Origin of the sequence: Polyangium mundeleinium (assembly GCF_028369105.1) — a bacterium.
GTDB lineage: Bacteria > Myxococcota_A > Polyangia > Polyangiales > Polyangiaceae > Polyangium > Polyangium mundeleinium.
Genome location: NZ_JAQNDO010000001.1, coordinates 3,258,838 through 3,277,929, shown reverse-complemented (window position 1 = coordinate 3,277,929; position 19,092 = coordinate 3,258,838). Strand labels below are relative to the sequence as shown.

The 19,092-nt window shown below is 69.2% G+C and carries 18 protein-coding genes; 11 read left to right on the top strand and 7 right to left on the bottom strand.

Features of this window, described 5'->3' with window-relative positions:
- Positions 1-12: 12 nt before the first annotated feature.
- Complete coding sequence (locus tag POL67_RS13300) at positions 13-1,548, top strand: hypothetical protein (protein ID WP_271917664.1); 1,536 nt, start codon at positions 13-15, stop codon at positions 1,546-1,548.
- 66 nt (positions 1,549-1,614) lie between these two features.
- On the opposite strand, the gene POL67_RS13295 is transcribed toward POL67_RS13300, so the two are convergent.
- The 3 genes from POL67_RS13295 to POL67_RS13285 form a co-directional block, all read right to left on the bottom strand.
- A complete protein-coding gene (locus tag POL67_RS13295) occupies positions 1,615-3,165 on the bottom strand; it encodes a hypothetical protein (RefSeq protein ID WP_271917663.1) in 1,551 nt (516 codons plus the stop codon).
- A gap of 67 nt (positions 3,166-3,232) precedes the next feature.
- Complete coding sequence (locus POL67_RS13290; protein WP_271917662.1) at positions 3,233-4,240, bottom strand: hypothetical protein; 1,008 nt, start codon at positions 4,238-4,240, stop codon at positions 3,233-3,235.
- Between the two features lie 58 nt (positions 4,241-4,298).
- The gene (locus tag POL67_RS13285) at positions 4,299-5,780 is read right to left on the bottom strand and encodes a serine/threonine-protein kinase (RefSeq protein ID WP_271917661.1); all 1,482 of its coding nucleotides are present in this window, start codon (positions 5,778-5,780) and stop codon (positions 4,299-4,301) included.
- A 313-nt stretch (positions 5,781-6,093) separates the two neighbouring features.
- Here POL67_RS13285 and POL67_RS13280 point away from each other — a divergent pair, with 313 nt between their 5' ends.
- Genes POL67_RS13280 through POL67_RS13265 form a run of 4 tightly spaced genes read left to right on the top strand, consistent with a single transcriptional unit; the run spans position 6,094 to position 8,916 of the window.
- Positions 6,094-6,597, top strand: coding sequence for a hypothetical protein (locus POL67_RS13280; RefSeq protein WP_271917660.1), 504 nt, complete (start codon positions 6,094-6,096; stop codon positions 6,595-6,597).
- 12 nt (positions 6,598-6,609) lie between these two features.
- Complete coding sequence (locus tag POL67_RS13275; RefSeq protein ID WP_232379613.1) at positions 6,610-6,912, top strand: antibiotic biosynthesis monooxygenase; 303 nt, start codon at positions 6,610-6,612, stop codon at positions 6,910-6,912.
- Positions 6,913-6,930: 18 nt separating this feature from the next.
- Positions 6,931-8,115, top strand: coding sequence for an iron-containing alcohol dehydrogenase (locus POL67_RS13270; RefSeq protein ID WP_271917659.1), 1,185 nt, complete (start codon positions 6,931-6,933; stop codon positions 8,113-8,115).
- A gap of 54 nt (positions 8,116-8,169) precedes the next feature.
- A complete protein-coding gene (locus POL67_RS13265) occupies positions 8,170-8,916 on the top strand; it encodes a hypothetical protein (protein ID WP_271917657.1) in 747 nt (248 codons plus the stop codon).
- 6 nt (positions 8,917-8,922) lie between these two features.
- Here the strand turns inward: POL67_RS13265 and POL67_RS13260 are convergent, their stop codons facing one another.
- The 4 genes from POL67_RS13260 to POL67_RS13245 are packed head-to-tail and all read right to left on the bottom strand — an operon-like array spanning position 8,923 to position 13,066.
- A complete protein-coding gene (locus POL67_RS13260; protein WP_271917656.1) occupies positions 8,923-9,969 on the bottom strand; it encodes an arginase family protein in 1,047 nt (348 codons plus the stop codon).
- Positions 9,970-10,020: 51 nt separating this feature from the next.
- The gene (locus POL67_RS13255) at positions 10,021-10,581 is read right to left on the bottom strand and encodes a hypothetical protein (protein WP_271917655.1); all 561 of its coding nucleotides are present in this window, start codon (positions 10,579-10,581) and stop codon (positions 10,021-10,023) included.
- 23 nt (positions 10,582-10,604) lie between these two features.
- Entirely contained in the window at positions 10,605-11,348 is a 744-nt protein-coding gene (locus POL67_RS13250) for an SDR family NAD(P)-dependent oxidoreductase (RefSeq protein WP_271917654.1), read from the bottom strand.
- Positions 11,345-13,066, bottom strand: a complete 1,722-nt coding sequence (locus POL67_RS13245; RefSeq protein ID WP_271917653.1) for a radical SAM protein — start codon at positions 13,064-13,066, stop codon at positions 11,345-11,347. Before POL67_RS13245 ends, POL67_RS13250 begins: the two co-directional genes overlap by 4 nt.
- An 88-nt stretch (positions 13,067-13,154) precedes the next feature.
- Here POL67_RS13245 and fabZ point away from each other — a divergent pair, with 88 nt between their 5' ends.
- The 6 genes from fabZ to POL67_RS13215 are packed head-to-tail and all read left to right on the top strand — an operon-like array spanning position 13,155 to position 19,092.
- Positions 13,155-13,622, top strand: coding sequence for a 3-hydroxyacyl-ACP dehydratase FabZ (gene fabZ, locus POL67_RS13240; protein ID WP_271917652.1), 468 nt, complete (start codon positions 13,155-13,157; stop codon positions 13,620-13,622).
- Positions 13,619-14,821, top strand: a complete 1,203-nt coding sequence (locus POL67_RS13235) for a beta-ketoacyl-[acyl-carrier-protein] synthase family protein (RefSeq protein ID WP_271917651.1) — start codon at positions 13,619-13,621, stop codon at positions 14,819-14,821. Before fabZ ends, POL67_RS13235 begins: the two co-directional genes overlap by 4 nt.
- On the top strand, positions 14,812-15,876 hold the full coding sequence (locus tag POL67_RS13230; protein ID WP_271917650.1) for a beta-ketoacyl synthase N-terminal-like domain-containing protein: 1,065 nt from the start codon (positions 14,812-14,814) through the stop codon (positions 15,874-15,876). Before POL67_RS13235 ends, POL67_RS13230 begins: the two co-directional genes overlap by 10 nt.
- On the top strand, positions 15,876-17,153 hold the full coding sequence (locus POL67_RS13225; RefSeq protein WP_271917649.1) for a beta-ketoacyl-[acyl-carrier-protein] synthase family protein: 1,278 nt from the start codon (positions 15,876-15,878) through the stop codon (positions 17,151-17,153). The genes POL67_RS13230 and POL67_RS13225 overlap by 1 nt, the downstream gene beginning before the upstream one ends.
- On the top strand, positions 17,150-18,340 hold the full coding sequence (locus tag POL67_RS13220; protein WP_271917648.1) for a beta-ketoacyl synthase N-terminal-like domain-containing protein: 1,191 nt from the start codon (positions 17,150-17,152) through the stop codon (positions 18,338-18,340). The genes POL67_RS13225 and POL67_RS13220 overlap by 4 nt, the downstream gene beginning before the upstream one ends.
- Positions 18,337-19,092, top strand: a complete 756-nt coding sequence (locus POL67_RS13215; protein WP_271917647.1) for an SDR family NAD(P)-dependent oxidoreductase — start codon at positions 18,337-18,339, stop codon at positions 19,090-19,092. Before POL67_RS13220 ends, POL67_RS13215 begins: the two co-directional genes overlap by 4 nt.

Below are 19,092 nucleotides of genomic sequence, written 5' to 3'. Positions count from 1 at the left end.
GGAGACATGCCCATGCGCACGCGTCACACCACCATCGCTTCCCTGGGTATCGTCATTGCAGCGGGCTTCTTGCAGATGGCGGGGTGCTCGGCAGATGCCGATGACTGCAGCCGCAACAACATCTGCAATGACGATGGCCAGCCGTTCGTCGTGGGGCCTCCGCCGGGGTGCACGGATTCACCGAGCAGCAATCCGGATGTCATCAAGACCGAATGCGCCTTTTTCGTGAATGGATCGAAGGGCGACGACAACGGCGCTGGCACGGAGGCCGCGCCCTTCAAAACGCTCAAGGTCGCGATCGAAGCGGCAAGGAAGAACAAGGCTCGGGTCTATGCGTGCGGTGATTATGCCGAGCGTGTCGACGTGCCGGCCGGCGTATCCATCTTCGGCGGGTTCGATTGCCAGGACGTCGAGTGGAGATACGACGCGAGCAAGAAGGCGCGAATCAACCCGCCTGCGCCCACGTCCCCGGATGAGGTGCAAGCATCGCTGAGGGTCGCCGGGAACAACACCAGCCAGCTCGAGGGTCTTCGTATCGAGGCGGCGAATGCGACGTTGCCAGGGGGTTCGGCGATCGCCGTGATCGTCGACGGCGCGACTGTGAATTTCGTGGGGACCGCGCTCATCGCTGGGAACGGTGCTGCGGGGGATCAGGGCGCGACGCCGACGGACGACATTGGGCCCTCCAGTCCGGACGACTCCGCCATCCGTGGCAATGACGGCAAGAACGCTTGCATGGGAGGAGCTTCCGGAAACACGGGCGGCGCGGCAAAGGCCAATTCCATCTGCAGCGAGTCCTCCGGTGGGAAGGGTGGCAATGGCCAGGAGGCTTCGGGGGACGCCGGTGGCGACGGCATTCCCGCGCCCAATCCCAATCCGAGCAACAAAGGCATCGGCGGGCTCGGAGACATGGGGCAGGGGTGCGATCTCGGCCAGCCTGGCGCCAACGGCGCAAGCGGCAACGAAGGCGCCGGGGCCGTAGAAGACGGCACACTCGACGCAACCAAGGGGTACATCGGCGTGAGCGGCCAGCCCGGCTCGAAGGGCACGGTTGGGCAAGGCGGCGGCGGGGGTGGCGGCTCGAAAGGGAAATCGGACTGCTTCGGGGCCAGCGGCGGCAGCGGGGGAGCCGGTGGCTGTGGCGGCAATGGCGGGCTCGGAGGAACGGCGGGCGGTTCCAGCATCGGAATCCTGAGCCTTGGAGCCAAGCTCTCCTTCCAGATGGTCGACGTTACGACAGGTACGGGGGGGCGAGGGGGCGACGGCGGCTTTGGCCAGTCCGGCGGGGCTGGCGGCAATGGCGGGAACGGCGGTACGGGCGCGAGTAGTCCCTCAACGCCCGCGGGTTGCAATGGTGGCAAGGGCGGCAATGGCGGCAGTGGCGGAACCGGCGGCGGTGGCAAGGGCGGTCATGCCATCGGCATCGCCTATAAAGGTGGCACCGTCCCCGATATGGGCGTCACCATCGTGAACGGAACCCCCGGCGACGGCGGCAACGGCGGTGGTGCCACGGGCGGCATCGGCACCATGACACACGCCTTCCCCTGATCCCTGCTGGGCGGGACAGGCCCATCCCAGGCTTCCGGCGAAGCTCGCTCCCCCTCCGTCTCCCCATTACGGCAATGCGTGCGTCATGGCGCCGATGCCGCCCGTGGCACCGCCGCCGGTGCCACCGGTGCCAGGAGCACCATTCATGATCGTGACGCCCTCGTCCGACACGCTCCCGCCCTTGTGGGCAATGCCGACCGAGTGACCCCCTCGGCCGCCGCCGCCAGTTCCCCCAAAACCCCCGCTGCCGCCGGGACCACCGTTGCAGGCTTTCGGCGTCGCTCCACCGCTCGACGCTCCATTCCCTCCGTTTCCCCCATTTCCGCCAAACCCGCCTGGCTGGCCAAAGCCGCCGTCGCCACCTTGGCCCCCGGTGCCCGTCGTGATGTCGACCGCATCGAAGGACAGCGTGGCTGCGATACTCACGATGGCGATGCTCGATCCGCCCGCCGTACCCCCGAGCCCGCCATTTCCGCCGCAGCCACCGGCTCCCCCGCTGCCGCCGCTGGCCCCGTAGCAGGCCGACTTGCCTCGCGCGCCGCCGCCGCCGCCGCCGCCTTGTCCGACTCCGCCCTTCGTGCCGGGCTGGCCGCTCACGCCGATGTACCCCTTGGTTGCGTCGAGTGTGCCGTCTTCTACGGCCCCGGCGCCTTCGTTGCCGCTTGCGCCGTTGGCGCCAGGCTGGCCGAGATCGCACCCCTGCCCCATGTCTCCGAGCCCGCCGATGCCTTTGTTGCTCGGATTGGGATTGGGCGCGGGGATGCCGTCCCCCCCGGCGTCGCCCGAGGTATCCTGGCCATTGCCACCTTTGCCGCCGCTCGATTCGCTGCAAATGGGATTCGCCTTGGTCGCCCCCCCAGGATTCCCGCCGGGCCCGCCCATGCAAGCATTTTGGCCGTTGTTGCCACGGATGGCGGAATCATCCGCATTGTCGGGGCCGATGTTGTCCGTCGGCGTCGCGCCCTGATCCCCCGCAGCGCCGTTCCTCGCAGTGATCTCGGTTCGCGCCCAATGCACCGTCGCACGATCGACGATGATGGCAATGGATGACCCGCCGGGAATCTTCGCATCCGCTGCGGTGATCTCGAGATCTTCGAGCGATGACGCATTCTCCCCCGCTATCCGCACCGATGCTTGCAACCCATCGGCCGTGCCAGGGGCGGCAGGGTTGATTCTGCTCTTCGTGGTGCCGTCGTATCTCCACGCGCCGCCAGCACAATCGAGGCCACCAAAGACGGAGATGCCGGCCGGAATGTCCAGTCGTTCCTTGTAATCCCCGTCCGCGCACACATAGACGCGCGCTGTTCTGTTGGTTGCTTCCTTGACAGCCTCGTCAATCGTCTTGAAAGGGTTTGCGCTGCTGCCCGCGGTTCCGCTGCCGGTGACGGTGTTGCTCACGAAAACGCCGCATTCGTCGCGGAGCACGGCCGCGTCGTTGCTTGGCGATGCCGAGCATCCTGGCGGAGGCTCCACGACGCTGCCGTAGGGCTTTCCATCCTCCAAGCACTGATTGTTCAACGAGCAATCATGCGGGTCGACCCCGCAACCCACGACTTGCCCAAACCCAGTCGCGGCCAGGAGCCCCAGAAACGCCAGGGTCGTGTGAACATTGCGCATCGCAATCTCTCCTATGCGTGAAAGAAAGAGTAAGCGCCTGGGACGAGAAGACGTCCCACGTCAGCGTTCAGAATTGTCCAATCGCAGAAATTCCCGCGTACGTCGGCGCAACTGTGGGCAGCACCTGGAAACCCATCGTTGCCGGCTTCTTCGACGGCATCAGAGCATAGATGAGTGTGCCCACGCCGATCACGCCGCCCGCGATGGCCGCGCCGAGCCCTACGTTGTGCAGGGTTTGCGAGCGCTCCAGCTTGCCTCGCAACTCGCCGCATGCGCCGGAGAACTCGGCGTTGCGAGGATGGAGCGGACTACATGCCCCATCGGGCATCGCATCGTCCTGAGCGTCCGCGTCGCTGACCAGGCTACTCGCCGCAACGAGAAGCCCAATCCCCGTCCCGATCCCTACAGCCCCGAGTGCCGCCACCACCCCAATCGCCACCCCATTCTTCCCCGCCCCCTCCTCCTTCATCGCCCCCACCCGCTCCACCACCACCTCATCCCCCAGCGCCGGCACCCGCACCGTCGTCACCCCCGCCTTCCCCTCCACCACGATCTTCTCCGCCCACCCCTTCTTCCCCGGCGCCGCCGCCTCGATCCGCTGCTCCCCCGGATCCACCGGCACGGCCGCTCCCCACACCGCCTCCTCGACCCGCTTCCCGTTCCGCCGGACCTCCAGCCCCGCAACCCTCGCCTCCGGCGCCACCTCCACCACCAGCTTCGCCAGCTTCAGCTCGAGCTCCCCCGCCCGCCTCGCTGCTTCCACCATCCGACGCTCATCCTTCGCGGCCCGCGCCGTCGACTCCGCCTCCCGGAACGTCGCCCACGCGCTCGCCGTCTCCCCGTTCGTCTCGTAACAATCCCCCAGCGCGAGCAACCTCCCCGGCCGCGGATCCAGCTTCTGACTCGCTGCGAGCTTCGGGCACGCCTCCGCCGCTCGCCCTCCCTTCAACAACTCGCGCCCCTCCTGGAACAATGCATCCGCTGCGGCGCGATCCTCTGCGGGCCCTGCCTCTGCGCGTCCCCCACACAGGCAAACGAGAACGACGACCCCCAGCAAAGACCCCTTCACACGCATGCAATGAACCTCGGCGGAGCACCTTACCAAGGCGAACCCCACCCGTCAGCACACGCCGTCAGGGGGCGTAGAGATCGTCGTTCTTCTTCGTGGGCCGAGGTCCCCCCGTACTCGTCCCCGCGGCTTTGCTCGTCGCCGATGGTTTGACCACCGACGATGCGCGCACCGAAGGCGCACTCGTCGCCACCGACGACGAAACCACGCTCGGCGCCGTCGCGCTCGTCCTCGCTGCCGCGTGCGAGTTCCCCTCCGCGGACGCCGCGCTCCCCATCGGCGCGACGATCACCGGCTCCACCCCACGTACCTCACCCGACGGCGCCGCCTTCGCCGCGGCCTCACTCCGCACCGGGGCCGTCTCCTGACCTGTCGCCCCGCTCGTCCCACCCGCGCCTGGACCCGAGAACAACACCACGGCGATCCCCAGCACACCCCCCACGACCGCCAGCGCCACCCCGAGCACCACGAGCCGCATCGGATTCGCGCCCTTCGTGCGTGACGACGAACTCGCCCCCGGCGTGACCACCGCCGCCAACGGCTCCGTCGCCGCCGTCCCCGATGTCGCCGATGTCATGGCTCGCGCTGCGGTGTACTCGGGGAACGTCGAGGGCGTGTCGGCCATCGATCCCATCCGGCCGCCTCTCCCTCGAACCACCCGCCCGACCCGCTCCACGTACACCCGCGCATGCGCCAGCGCGTACGGCGCGAGCGCCGCCGCGAGCTCCCCGACATCGCGAAACCTCTCCTCTCGATTCCGCGCAAGACACCGCAGGATCACCGCCTCGAACCCCGGCGGCGCATCGAGTCGATACTGCCCGAGCGGCGTCGGTTGACCGGCCAGCACGAGCCCGCAGACGGCCTGGATCGTCTCTGCGTGGAACGGCGTCTTCCCGCAGGCGAGCTGGTACAGGATGATCCCGAGGGCCCACACATCGCTCCGCGCGTCCACGCTCTTCGGCGTGTTCATCTGCTCCGGCGACATGTAGAGCGGCGAGCCGAGCATCTGCGACTCGTGCGTCAGCGCCACGTCCGACGAAGCGAGCTTCGAGATCCCGAAATCCAGCACCTTCACGCACGCCGCGCCGCTCACGTCTTGCGTCAGGAACAGGTTCGCCGGCTTGAGATCCCGGTGCACGATCCCCGCCGCGTGCGCCTCGCCGACGGCCTCGCAGGCTTGCAGAACGTACTCGACGGCCTCCTCGAAAGGCAGTTGCCTGCGCGCCTTCAACGTCGCGGCGAGGTCTTGCCCGTCGAGGTACTCCATCACGATGTACGGCGCGTCGTTGTCGTCGGCCCCGACGTCGAGCACACGCGCGACGTGGTTGCTCTTCAGGAGCACGGCGGCGCGCGCCTCGCGGAGGAACCGTTCGCGTTGCTCCGGGCTCACGACGCGACCCGTGAGGAGCGACTTCACGGCGACGAGCTGCCCGAGATCCACGTGCCTTGCGGCCACGACGACGCCCATCGCGCCCGAGCCGAGCACGCGCTCCACGCGATACTTTCGCGCCAGGAGATCGCCGGGCTTGACGGGCATCTGGCTCATGAGGCGCCATCTCAACCGACTCACGCGACAAGTCAAGACGCGGCAGCGCCGGCATTCGAGGGCCCGCCTTCGACGCTCGATTCCCGCACGCTCGTTCGCGCGCGTATTGCCATTTCCGTTGACATCCGAGCGACATTCCGGCCCGACGAGAACAGCCCCCGAAGACCGTTTGTCCCCCGCGGTTTGTCCCCGAACCCCCCACCCTGCCCTCTGCGGCCTGGACGTCACCGCGCATGAGGCGTGCCCCCCCTCACACACACGCCCCTTCGCTTCCTCATGGACTTTGCTCCCGTGTTGTCCGAAAATCGCAGCCGTGAGCAATCCACAAAGACCCCCGGATCGTGGCCCTCGCCGGAGCGATCCGGGCGTCGATGATCCGCGCACGGGCCCGGACAGCCAGCCGCCTACGTCGACGTCGTTCTCGGGTGTGATCGCGCGGGGCTTCGATGCGGTGCCCATCTCGGTGCGGGGGGACAGGGGCTCGCCGCCAAGCGTCCCGTCGAGCCGCCTCCCGCCTTCGTCGGGCACCATGCCGACCAGCGGGCCTTCGAGCACCCCTGCGTCGGGCCAACCGAGCTCGGGCGTCCGGCGCACCAAGGGTGGCATCTACCAGGCCGTGCGGCTCCTCGACCAGAAGCACGGCTCGTTCTTCATCTCGCGGCTCATCCTCGTCACCGGCGTCAACCTCCGCAGCTTCGATTCGTCAAGCGTGGACGAGCCCGTCGTCGCCGAGAAGCTCATCAAGGCCCTCCGCCCCTTGCTCTCTCCCGCCGAGCTCGACGGCCTCATGCCGCTGCTCGTCGCGCCGCAACGCTGAAGGGAGCCGCCCGTGTACGTCGTTTGCGTCAAGGTCTCCGTGCTCGCCGATCACGTCGACGCCTTCGCGGAAGCGACGCTCGACAACGCTCGTGGCACGCGCGCCGAACCCGGCAACGTCCGCTTCGACGTCCTCCGGGGCGCGGACGATCCCACGCGGTTTTTCCTGTACGAGGTCTACCAGACCGAGGCCGATTTCAAGGCGCACCAGCAGACGGCGCATTACCTCCGCTGGAAAGAGCGCGTCGCGCCGATGATGGCCGCCCCTCGCGTGGGCGAGAAATACGCGTCCTTGTTCCCCGAGCCCTGGGCCTGACGCCTGCCGCGTGATCCCGTGAAGTTCGCGTTCCGCACGGCGCCCGAGATCCACTTCGGCGCGGGCACCCTCGGCGAAGCGCCGGCGGCCGTCGCCCGCCTCGGCAAGCGTTGCCTCCTCGTCTCCGGCAAACACTCGCTCGAACGCTCGGGCAAGCTCGCGGCGATCGAGGAGGGGCTCCGCACGCGGGGCGTCTCGATGGCGCGGTTTTGCGCCTCTGGCGAGCCGGACCTCGCGGTCGCGGACGAGGGCGCCCGCGTCGCCCGCGAGGGGGGATATGACGTCGTCCTCGCGATCGGCGGCGGCAGCGTGATCGACGCCGCAAAGGCGGCGGCTGCGCTCGCGACGAACGAGGGATCGGCGATCGATTACGTCGAGGCCGTGGGCGCCGGCCGCACGATCGAGAAGGCGCCTTTGCCGCTCGTCGCCGTCCCCACGACGGCGGGCAGCGGTTCGGAGGTCACGAAAAACAGCGTCCTCCGCGTCCCCGACCTCCGCGTCAAGCGCAGCATCCGCAGCGATCTCATGGTCCCGCGTGTCGCCCTCGTGGACCCTTCCCTCATCGCCACCGCGCCGAAGAGCGTCGCGGCCTCCTCCGGGCTCGACGCGCTCACGCACCTCGTCGAGGCCTATCTCTCGAAAGGCGCGCAGCCGATGACCGACGTCCTCGTCGTCCCCGGCATCACGCTCGCCTACCGCGCGCTCGTCGCGCTCGCCGAGGATCGCGCCACGGACGAGTCCCACGAGGCCATGGCGCTCGCAGCGTTATGGGGCGGCATTGCGCTCGCCAATGCGGGCCTCGGCGCCGTACATGGCCTCGTCGCGCCGCTCGGCGGCCTCTGCGGCGTCCCGCACGGCGCCGGCTGCGGTTGCCTCTTGCCGGCCACCTTCGCCACGAATGTCGCTGCCTTGCGCGCCCGCGCGCCCGCGCACCCCGCGCTCGCCCGCGCACACGAGGTCGCCGACCTCCTTTTGCCTCCGGACGCACGCGACCGCAGCCCCGAGCGCGCCGCCGATACGTTTGAAGGTTTACGCGACAAACTCGGCGTCCCGCCGCTCCGATCGTATGGGGTCGGCGAGACCGACCTCGCCTCCATCATCGCGGGCTCGCGGGCGGGCAGCATGCGTTCGAATCCGATCGAGCTCACGGACGCTGAGCTCGAAGAAATCCTCGCTCGCTCGCTTGGCCCGAGGGCGGCCTGAGCGCTTCGATCATCACGCTTCACGGCGGCCCCAGGTCTTTGATAGGGTTCGGCCATGCGACATTCGATGGCCCTGATTCTGCTCGTCCTCGTCGGTTGTGGGTCGAGCACTCCTCCGGCCGAGGAGCCGAAGACCGAGACCCAGGCGGAAGCTGCCACGGAAACGAAGACCGAGACCGCCGACGCGCCCAAGGCCGAGGAAGAGCCGAAGGGGATCCCCGAGGCCTGCGCGGGTGACGACAAGGCCGCGTGTGTCATGCCGAAGGGCTTCGTCAAGCGCCTTTGCAACGGCGTCCACCCGGAGCTCGCGCTGTATCTCTTCCAGAAAGGCTCGCCCTGGCGCCGCGCCTACGTCTCCGCGAAGGAGGTCGCGCCGTTCAACGGGCTCGGCGGCCCGAGCGCGGAGGAGAAGCTCACGCTCGACGAGGAGCTGCTCGTGCTCAGCCAGATGAAGGCGGACACGGGCGGCATGCAGGTGAGCGGCGCGACGGGCAGCGTCGACGTGCTCCGCTGGGACGGCACGTGCGCGACCTTGTCGACCGAGGAGGTCCGCTTCCAGGCCCCGTCGAAGCCCAAGCACGCCGTCATTCCGTGGCGCATCCTCGAGGACGCGACCCAGGAGGCGCTCAAGCAAAACGAGGCGCTCGCAAAGGTGGCGACGGAGCGCAAGAAGGAATGCAAGGGCGCGACGATGGGCGCGGTCTCCGCGAAATGCGAGAAGGCCGATAAGGCGCTGAACGATCTCGTCGTGGACGCCGTGCGGACCGGGACGACCGTGCCCAAGCCCGCCAAGGTCCCTTGATTCGATTCAGCGCAGCTTGGCCTTGCCCTGGCTCGCTACCGTGAATCCGATCAGCTTGTAAAGCAGCCGCGCCCCCACGTTCGCATCCCACTCGTCGCCGTCCGGCCCCGGGGCGACCTCGTTGAGGTCGAATCCCACGATCGTGCGTCCGGACCGCACCACCTCACCGATCACGTACACCGCCTCGTGGAAATCGAGCCCGCCGGGCACGGGCGTGCCCGTGTGCGGGCAGTACCGCGGATCGAGCCCATCGACGTCGAACGAGATCCACACCTCGTGCGGCAGAGCGTTCACGATCTCCCGCGCCACGGCGGCGAACGTCTCGCCCCCGAGCTTGCGCCGCGCGAGATCGCGATCAAAAAACACCTGCACGCGCTCACCCTGCGACGCGACGTACTCCATTTCTTCCTCGCACACGTCGCGAATCCCGACCTGAACGAGCTTCGCGACGCCCGGCACGCGCGAGAGCACGTTGTGCATGATCGAAGCGTGCGAGAAGGAAAACCCTTCGTAGGCGTTGCGCGTGTCCGAATGCGCGTCGAAATGCAGGACGCCGAGCCCTGGGCGCCGCCGGGCGAGCACATCGATCGCGCCGAGCGGCACGGCGTGATCGCCGCCCACGATGCCCACGATCTTTCCCTTCGCCACGAGCCGCTCCGTCTCGGCTTCGACCCGCGCATTGAGCTTCGCGCCGAGCTCGTTCACCCGCGCGAGGGCCGCGCGGAGCTCGTCCGTCTCGACGACGCCGCCCACTTCGATGATCTTCTGCGCGAGCGCCCGCCCTTCCTCGTTCCAGCGGACGATCTCTTCGGCCTCGTCCTGCATGAAAATGCCGGGCGCATAAGGTTTCTCCACGTCGAGGTCGTAGAGGTCCACCTGCCGGCTCGCCGCGAGGATCGCCGCGGGGCCGCCCGACGTGCCGCCGCCGTACGACGTCGTCACTTCCCAGGGGACGGGCACGAGCACGACGGCCGCCTCATCCTCCGTGAAAGGCAATCCATAAATGCCGGAGTCCGCGGCCGCGGGCGCGTTGGGATCAAACGGAACGGTCATGACGGCAGCCTCTAGCACGATCGAGCTTGCTCGGGGAGGCGCCTCGACGCTCTATCCGCCTCCCGCGGCGCTCTCGTCCTCGGGCCGCCGGAGACGCTCGACGAGCGCGGCATTGAGGTCCTGCACGGTCCACTCCTTCGGCAGCCAGTAGCTCGGGATCCAGTACACGTTGCCGTCACGAACCTGCACGGCGATCGATTTCGGCCACTCCGGCGGTTGCAGCCCAACCGAAAGGATGTCGCGTATCGGCACCGTGATCACCCGCATCGACATCGGACGTCCCGCGGGGAGCGACAAGGACTTGGCCCCGAGGACGAGTTCGAAGGGTTCGAGCTGCGAGAAGCGAACGATGCCGAGCAGGCCCATCACGCTCAGGCCTACGGAGAACACGCCGAGCACCGCGTAAAACACGTCCGCCCCGTCCGGCTCGAAGTGGAGGATGCCGTTCAGGATGAGGCCCCGATCATTGACGCTCGAACGATGGAAGAAAAACGCAGCGCAGAGGGCGAACAGGAGGAAGCTGGGGACGAGCTGCCAGTAGGGCTTGCGGAGGGGGATCTGGATCTTCGGCTCGCTTCGCTTCTTCCGCTTCGTTTTCTCGGGTTCTTCCACGCGTTTTCTCCCATTGCGCGCCCTTACACCGCGCCGTCCACCAGAATGGTCGCTCCATTCACGTACGACGATCGATCCGACACCAGAAACGCCGCCATTTCGGCGACCTCCTGAAACGTGCCGAGCCGCCCGAGCGCGGTATGCCGGAGGTACTCGTCGAGCCGACCTTTGGGCAAATTCACGCTGACCCCGCCTTCCAGCACCCCGGGCGCGAGGTTGTTCACCGTGATCCCGTAGCGCCCGATCTCCTTGGCGAGCGACTCCGTAAACCCCTTGATGGCCGCCTTTGCCGTGCAGTAATGCACCGGTGCCTGCATCATCTTCACCCCGGCGAGTGAGCCGATGTTGAGAATGCGCCCGCGCCGGAGCTTGACCATGCCCCGCAGGACGGCCTGCGTGGCGAGGAACGTGCCTTTCACGTTCGTATCCATCACGCGGTCCCAGTCGTCCTCGTCCATCAAGGCGAGCGGAACCACGTCGGAGACGCCCGCGTTGTTCACGAGGATGTCCACGGTCCCCACCGCGCCCTCCATCTCCTTCACGGCCGCGGCGAGGCCCTGTTTGTCGAGCACGCTCGTTCGAAAGGAAAACCCCCGCACCCCGTGCGCCTCGATCTCGGCGAGCGTCTCCTTCGCCTCGACCTCCGATTTCGTCCAGTTGAACCCGACGTGCGCCCCTTCGCGGGCGAGCGTCACGGCGATCGCCCGCCCGAGGCCCTTGGAACCGCCCGTCACCAAGGCGATGTGCCCTTCGCAAAGTTTGGTCATGAGGACAGGATCGAGAGGCGCGTCGTCCCGTTTTCCTTGACCCAGGGCTTCTTGCCCCAGGACGGCGTCTGCGTCCCCGGCCCCTTCGCTGCGCCGCGGTGGAACATGTTGAAGCCACACGCCGGCATGATGCGCCCGTCTGTCTGCGGGTAATGGTGGCAGCATTTGCGCAGGCGCTCGAGATCGAAATCGTGCCGATCCATGTAATGGTGCAGGAAGATCGATTTCGCCTGCTGCTCGCCGATGAGCAGGCTCTCCTTTTGCGTCATCGGCCGATCCGGGAACATCACCTTCAGCGTGCGCTTGAGCGCCGCGAGGATCTCCGGCCCGCGCTCGATCTCGTCCTGCCGCGCGTAGACGTCGTAAAGCACGTCCTGGAGCGTCTGCTCCATCTCCGGCGTCGCGGGGAGCGTCGCGCTCGAACGGAGGAGCGAGCCGTGCTTCGTGAAATCGACGAACCGCGAGAACGGCAGGAACGTCCCGTCTTCGAGGCGGAGCAGATACGTGAGCGACACGCATTGCGGGTGCGAGCAGGGCAGCGGGAAAAAATCCTCCACCTTGAGCTTGCCGCCCGTCTGCTCGTCCACGCGCCGCACGACGCCCGGGATCGTGAGTCGATCCATCGGATCGTGGTCAAAGAGACCGCCGCCGTGGCCCGTGTACGCGGCGGGCTGGAAGTTCAGCGAGAGGAAATGATCCCCCGAGAGGAACAACTCGACGACCTTTCCGATCTGATCGTCGTTCACCCCGCGCGTCGCCACGAAGATGATCTGCGTCGGGATCTGGAGCTCGCGCAGCACGGCGAGCGCCGCCTCCTTCTCCTTCACGAGATCACGCCCGCGGATCTTCTCGTGGGTATCGGCGGTAAAACCGTCGAGCTGCAGGCCCACGTAAGCGCCGCTCTCCTTCAGAGCCTTCGCGAAAGCCCGGTCCTTGCCGAGCCGGATGCCGTTCGTGATGACCACGACGCGGCCGATCTCGGGGCGGCTCGCGATGCGCACGAGGTCGAGGATCTGCGGGTGGCTCGTGGGTTCGCCGCCGGAGAGCGCCACCGACTCGCACTGCCCCTCGTTCATCACGAGGGTGTCGATCATGCGCGTAAAGGTGTCGAGATCGATGTGGTTCGAGTACTGGTTGTCGACGATGCAGATCGGGCACTCGAGGTTGCAGTGGTCGGTGACCTCGATGATCGGCAGGCAGGTGTGCTGCTCGTGATCATTGCAGGTCCCACAATCCGTGGGACAGCCGTGCTCGACCTTCGTGGCGAACTTCAAGGGCTCGGTGCCCGCGCGCGCAAACGCATACGCTCGCACGTAATATTTCGCGTCCTCCGAGACGAGCGCCTCCGAAGGGCCACACGCCGCGCAGTTTTTCTTGAAATACACGCGGCCTTCGCGGATCACGACCTTCGCAGGCAGCAGCGTCAGGCAACTCGGGCAGGTGGACGTCGTCTCCTTGAACTCGATCTCGCCCTCGAACCCCTCGGGCACCTCGCCACGGGCGAGGAAACCGTCGACATAGGCATTTGCAGTGCCGGGAAGAATTTCTTCCGAAGGGCCACACGTGGGGCAAAGCAGGAGCCGCACGGGGCTGTCGCCGCGAAGCACCACGCGCCCCTCGTGCGTCTCGCGGCACGTCGGACACGCCGCCCGCTCGTGGTGGAAAAACGTATGCGGACGGTCCTGCCGGGTCGGAGTGATACAGCTAACGCAATCCATGGTGCTCCCCTCGTGAGCACGCATCTTACCTCCTTTGGGACCTCGGCCGTCAATTCGAGCCGGAAGAGCTCTGCTATTCTCGCCGCACGTGCGTTACCTGCTCCTCGATCGGATCACGCGGCTCGAACCGCCGCGCCTCGCGATGGGTGTCAAGTGTGTGTCGCTCTCCGACGACACCTTCGCGGACCATTTCCCGGGCCACCCCATGATGCCCGGCGCGCTCGTGATCGAGGCGCTCGCGCAGCTCGGCGGCGTGCTGCTCGAAGCGACCCGGCGCGCCGAGGGGCACGAGGACGTGCACGCGCTGCTCACGATGATCGATCACGCCCGCTTCCGGCGCATCGTCCGGCCCGGGGACAAACTCGAGCTCGAAGCGGAGACGATCCTCGCACGCGAAGAAGGCGGGCAGGTGAAAGGCAAAGCGCGGGTCGACGGTGAGGTCGTGGCGACGGCCGAGCTCGGCTTCGCGTTCACGCGCGTGACGAACCCGAAGGTGCTCGCGCGGCGGCGCGAGGTGCTCGACATATGGCTGACCGGAGCCGCGGAGGAGCCTTGAAGCGACGTGTCTTCGTGCGCGGTCGAGGCGCGATCACGCCGCTCGGCGAGACGTGGCCCGCATCGAGGGACGCGCTCGCCGAAGGCCGATCGGCCGTCGGGCCCGTCCGGCATTTCGACGTCGAAGGATATCCGTCGCAGGTCGCGGCGACGGTCCCCTTCCCCCTCGACGAAGCCGAGGATCGCCGCCTCGCGCTCGCCCGGCGCGCCGCGGACGAGGCGTGGGCCGAGGCGCAGGTGAGCGCCGCGCCCTCGCGCATCGGCGTGTTCGTCGGCGCCGAGAGCGGTCGGGCCACGTACGGGACGATCTTCGCGCTCTCGCGCGCGGCGGGTGGCGGCGCACGCTTCGATCACGCGCGCTTCGGCGAGGACGCGCGGGCTCTCGCGACGGCCGTGCACGCGGCCGCGGTCTCGCCTGCCGCGGTCGCCTCGGCGCTCGCAGCGCGCATCGGCGCCGAAGGGCCCGTCGAGACGATCTCGCTCGCCTGCGCATCGGGCGCGGCGGCGATCGTCTCGGCCACGCAGGCGATCCGGCTCGGGCTCTGCGACGTCGCGCTCGCGGGCGGCGTGGGCGCGGACGTCGATCCGTTCATGCTCGTAGGATTCGGCCTGCTCGGCGCGCTCAGCGCGCGCGGCGTGTCGTGCCCGTTCGATGTGCGGCGCGACGGGTTCGTCGTGGGCGAAGGCGCGGCGTTCGTGGTGCTCGCGGCGGAGCGGGGCGAGGCGCGCGCCGAGGTCGCGGGGGCCGCGCGGACGCTCGACGCGTTTCATCTGACGGCGCCCGATCAAGCGGGGGATGGGGCCGAGCGGGCGATGCGCGGCGCGCTCGACGACGCGGGGCGCGTGGAGGTCGGGTACGTCCAGGCGCACGGTACGAGCACGCAGCTCAACGACGCCGTGGAGGCCGCGGCGATCCGGAGGACGCTCGGCGACGCGCTCCCGAACGTGCACGTCGGCGCAGTAAAAGGCGCGGTCGGGCACTGGGTCGCGGGCGCAGGAGCGATCGGCTTCTTGTGCGCGCTCGAAGCCGTCGAGGAAGGAATCTGCTTGCCGACGGCGGGCCTCACCGAGCCGGATCCGGCGTGCGCCTTGCCCCATGTCGTGGGCGCGGCAAAGCGAAAACCCGTGGAAGCAGCGCTCGTCAACGCCTTCGCGTTCGGCGGCGCCAACACGAGCCTCGTGGTGAGCCGATGCGCCTAGATGGAAAGGGCCTCCCCGTGATCGCGGTCTCGACGCTGACCGCAGCTGGCCTCGCGGGCCGCGGGCTCGCCCAGCGCGTGCTCGAAGGCGGCCATCCGCGCCCGTCCGAGCTCGCCGCGCCCGCGCCGTCGCGGCCCGAGGACATCCGGCAAAAGAAGCTGATGTCGCGCGCCGCGTGGTTCTCGGCGCTCGTGATGCGCGGCGCGCTCGAAGAGGCGCGGTGGAACGAGGCGCGCGCCGAGATCGGCGCGTTCTTCGGCGTCGGCGCCTCGGGCGCGGAGATGGACGAGGTCGCGCGGCTCATCGTGGCGAGCATGGAGGACGGCCAGTTCTCGCTCGCGCGGTGCGGCCGCGAGGGGCTCGACGCGTGCAACCCCCTGTTCGCGTTCCAGATCATGAACAACTTCACGCTCTGCCACGGGGCGATCCTCGAAGGCCTCGCCGGCCCGAACGCCGCGTTTTTCTCGCGCGGCACGGGCACGGTGACGGCGCTCGAAGAGGCGTGCGCCGCGATCACGTCGGGCGCGTGCGAGCGCGCGCTCGTCGGCGGCGCGGACACGGCCCTACACCCGATCACGATGGCCGAGCTCGAACGGGAAGGGTTCTTGCGGCAAGGGCTCACGCCGGCCGAAGGCGCCGCGGCGCTCGCGATCACGAGCACGGCCGAAGCGCCGCTCGGCTACGTGGAAGCGGTGCGCGTGTTTCCCGTCGAACGCCCTCGCGGCACGCTCGTGCCCCGCACGGGCGTCCTGCGCGACGCGGCCGTGCCTGCCGCGCTCGACGCGCTCGAAGATCAGCCGTGCGACGTGGTCGTGCTCGCGCCCTGGGGCACGCCTGCGCGCGAGGCGCTCCTGGATCTGCCCCAGGTGCTCGAAGCGGAGATCTCGGTGGACACCTCGCTCACCCTTGGCGAATCCCTGGCCGCGACGCCCGCGCTCGCCTGGGCGCTCACGCTCGACCTGCTCGCGCACCTCAACAAACCCCGCGCGCTCGTGCTCTCCGCGGGCCCGGACGGTGATCTCGGCGTGGTCGTGCTCGCGAAAGGGGGCGCGTGATGGCCGGGCGGCGCGCAGTCATCACGGGCGTCGGCGCCGTCAGCGCGTTCGGCGTCGGCTACGACGCGCTCGCGAACGGCCTCGCCGCGGGCCGGAGCGCGATCGGTCCGATCCGAAACTTCGACGCGCGCACCTTCCCCACGCGTGTCGCGGGCGAAGTGCCGATCGAAAAGACGAGCGCCTCGCTCCTGGAAAAACACCGCGGCGTCCTGCTTCACGTCGGCGAGGCCGCGGCGTGGGAGCACTCGGGCCTCCTGCGTGATCGCAAGGTGTGTTTTGGCCTCATCGCAGCGGCCGAGGCGTGGCGCCACGCGCGGTGCGGGACGGCCGAGCGCAAGGCCGCGCTCTCCATCGGGCTCGGGCTCGAACAGGCGTTTTTGGAGGACCTCGCTACGGCGCTCGACGGCGACGAGATCCGCGTCGGCGCGGGGGATCTCGCGGGCCCGGAGGGCGTTCGGTTCCGCTCGCGTGTCGACCTCACGGCCGAGAAGATCCGCGGCGTGCTCGGCCTGTCGGGCCGCGTCGCCGTGCACGTGTCGGCATGTGCGGCGGGCGGCACGGCCGTCGCGCACGCGGCCTCGCAGATCGAGCGGGGCGCGGCCGACGTTGTGCTTTGCGGCGCGTCCGACTCGATGGTCAACCCGCTCGGCATCGGCGGCATGTCGCGCCTCGGCGCTCCCTCGCCGCGCGCCGAGCCCTCGGCGTGCAGGCCCTTCGATCGTCGGCGCGACGGGCTCGTCGTGGGCGAAGGCGCGGCGATGTTCGTGGTCGAGGAGGAGTCACGGGCGCGGGCGCGCGGCGCGGATCTCCTCGCGGTCATCGCCGGCGCCGCGACCACGCAAGACGCCTACCGCGCGACGGCGCCCCGCCCCGACGGCTCGCGCGCGCTCGCGGCCATGGAACGAGCCGTTCGTCGTGCCAACCTCGTGCCTTCGGACATCGGGTACGTCAATGCCCACGGTACGGGGACGCCGCTCAACGACATGGCCGAGGCGAAGGCGATCCACGCGCTCTTCGGCGACGTGCCCACGTCGAGCATCAAGGGCGCCGTCGGCCACCTCATGGCCGCCGCCGGCGCGATCGAGCTCGCCGCGTGCCTGCTCGCCTTCACGCGCGACCTGCTCCCCGGGACGGCGCATTTCGAGGAGCCGGATCCGGAGTGCCCGATCCACGTGATCGGCCCCCAGCCCCTCAAGCAACGCGTCGAGTACGTGCTCTCGAACTCCTTCGGGTTTGGCGGGCAAAACGTGAGCGTGGTCCTCGGGAGACCTCGATGACCCACGCGGGCCGGATGGCCGTGACGGGGTGTTCCCTGCGCACCCCGCTCGGCGACGACGCCGCGGCCGTGCTCCAAAGGCTCCTCGCAGGCGAGCGCGCGGCGGCCCCGAACGCCCATTTCGACGCGAGCACCTACACCTGCCGCCTCGCCGCCACGATCCCCGGCGCGCCCCGGCCGACGAAACACCGCAAATTCGTCAAACGGATGGGGCTCTTCGGCATGGAGGTCGGGGCCGAGGCCCTCACCCGCGCGGGCGCCCCGGCGAAAGGCGCGCGGCTCGGGCTTTTTTGCGGCTATGGCGGCCTGCGCGCGCACTGGGACGATCTGATGCCCGTGCTCGAACGACAAACGGGCGACGCGCGCGCGACGGGCGCATGGGCGCAGGGGTTTTCCTTGCTGCACCCGTTCTGGATGCTCTTTCACCTGTCGAACAACGCGCACGCGCTCCTGTCGATCGACGTCGGCGGCAAGGGCGACGGCACGACCACGGCGGGCTCGAATGCAGGGGCGCAGGCGCTCCGGGCGGCCAGCATCGCCCTCGCCGTGGGCAGCGTCGATGCGGCGCTCGTCTTCGCGTACGACTCGCTCGTCGAGCCGGAGACGCTCCTCTCGCTCGGCATGTCCGGCGCCGCGACGAGCGCCGCGACCGCGGAGGCGGTCATCGCCCCGTACGACGAGGGCGCGGCGGGGATCGTGCCCGGCGAGGCGGCCGCGGCCGTCGTGCTGGAGCGGCCCGACGACGCGGGCGATCGCGCGATCTCGTTCATCTCGGCCGCAGCGACGGCCGACGGCGCCGAAGGCTTTCCCAGCCCCCGCGCGCTCGCCTCCCTCGCGGCCAATCTCGCCGCGGGCGACACGATCGTCGATGGAGCCGCGCTCGCCTCGCCCGAGCGTGATACGGCCGAACGCGCGGCGCTCGCCGACGTGCTCGGCCCATCGGCCGCGCTGCTCGCCTTGACGGCTTCCACGGGCCATCTCGGCGGCGCGACGGCGGTCGTGCAGGCGATCCTTCTCGCCGAGGCGCTCCGCGCGGGAGCGCTGCCGCCCATTGCGGGCCTCGATCGTCCTTCGGCGGGCCCGCTCCGTCCGCTCGTGCGTGCCGAGGAGACACGCGCCCGCTCGGCCCTGGCCCTCTCGGCCGGCATGCCGGGGCTCGCCGGCGCCCTGCGCGTGGAGGTTCCATGAGCGAAACCAAGGAGCGATCCCGCGTCGCGCTCGTCACGGGCGCCTCGCGCGGAATCGGGCGCGCCATTGCGGAGGCGCTCGGGCGACGCGGATATGCCGTCGCCGTCGATTATCGCCACGACGAGGACGCGGCCCGGCAGACCGTGGCCGCCGTGGACGCGCTCGGGGCGCGGGCCGTCGCTCTCCGCGCCGATGTCTCGCGCCCCGCGGAGGTCGTGTCGCTCTTCGAGCAAGCGGAAACCACGCTCGGACCGCTCGACGCGCTCGTCTGCAATGCCGGCGTCACGCGTGACGGCCTCCTCGGCGCGAGCACGGACGACGATTACGATCACGTCTTCGACACGAACGCCGCGGGCGTCGTCGCCTGCTGCCGCGAGGCCGCACGACGCTTCATCTCGCGGCGCCGCGGCGTGATCGTCAACGTCTCCAGCGTGGCGGCGCAGCGCCCGGGCCGCGGGCAGTCGCTTTATGCTGCGTCGAAGGGCGCCGTCGAATCGTTCACCCGCGCGCTCGCGGTCGAGCTCGCGCCGCGCGGCGTACGCGTGAATGCAGTGGCGCCGGGCCTCGTCGAGACCGACATGACGGCCGAGCTCCGGGCCCTCGCGCCCGACGAGCTCGCGAAACGCATCCTGCTCAAGCGCGTTGGCCGGCCCGAGGAAATCGCGGCGGTGGTCGCCTTCCTCGTCTCGGACGAGGCGAGCTACGTGACGGGACAGATATGGAACGTGGACGGCGGATTCAAGCTGGAATGA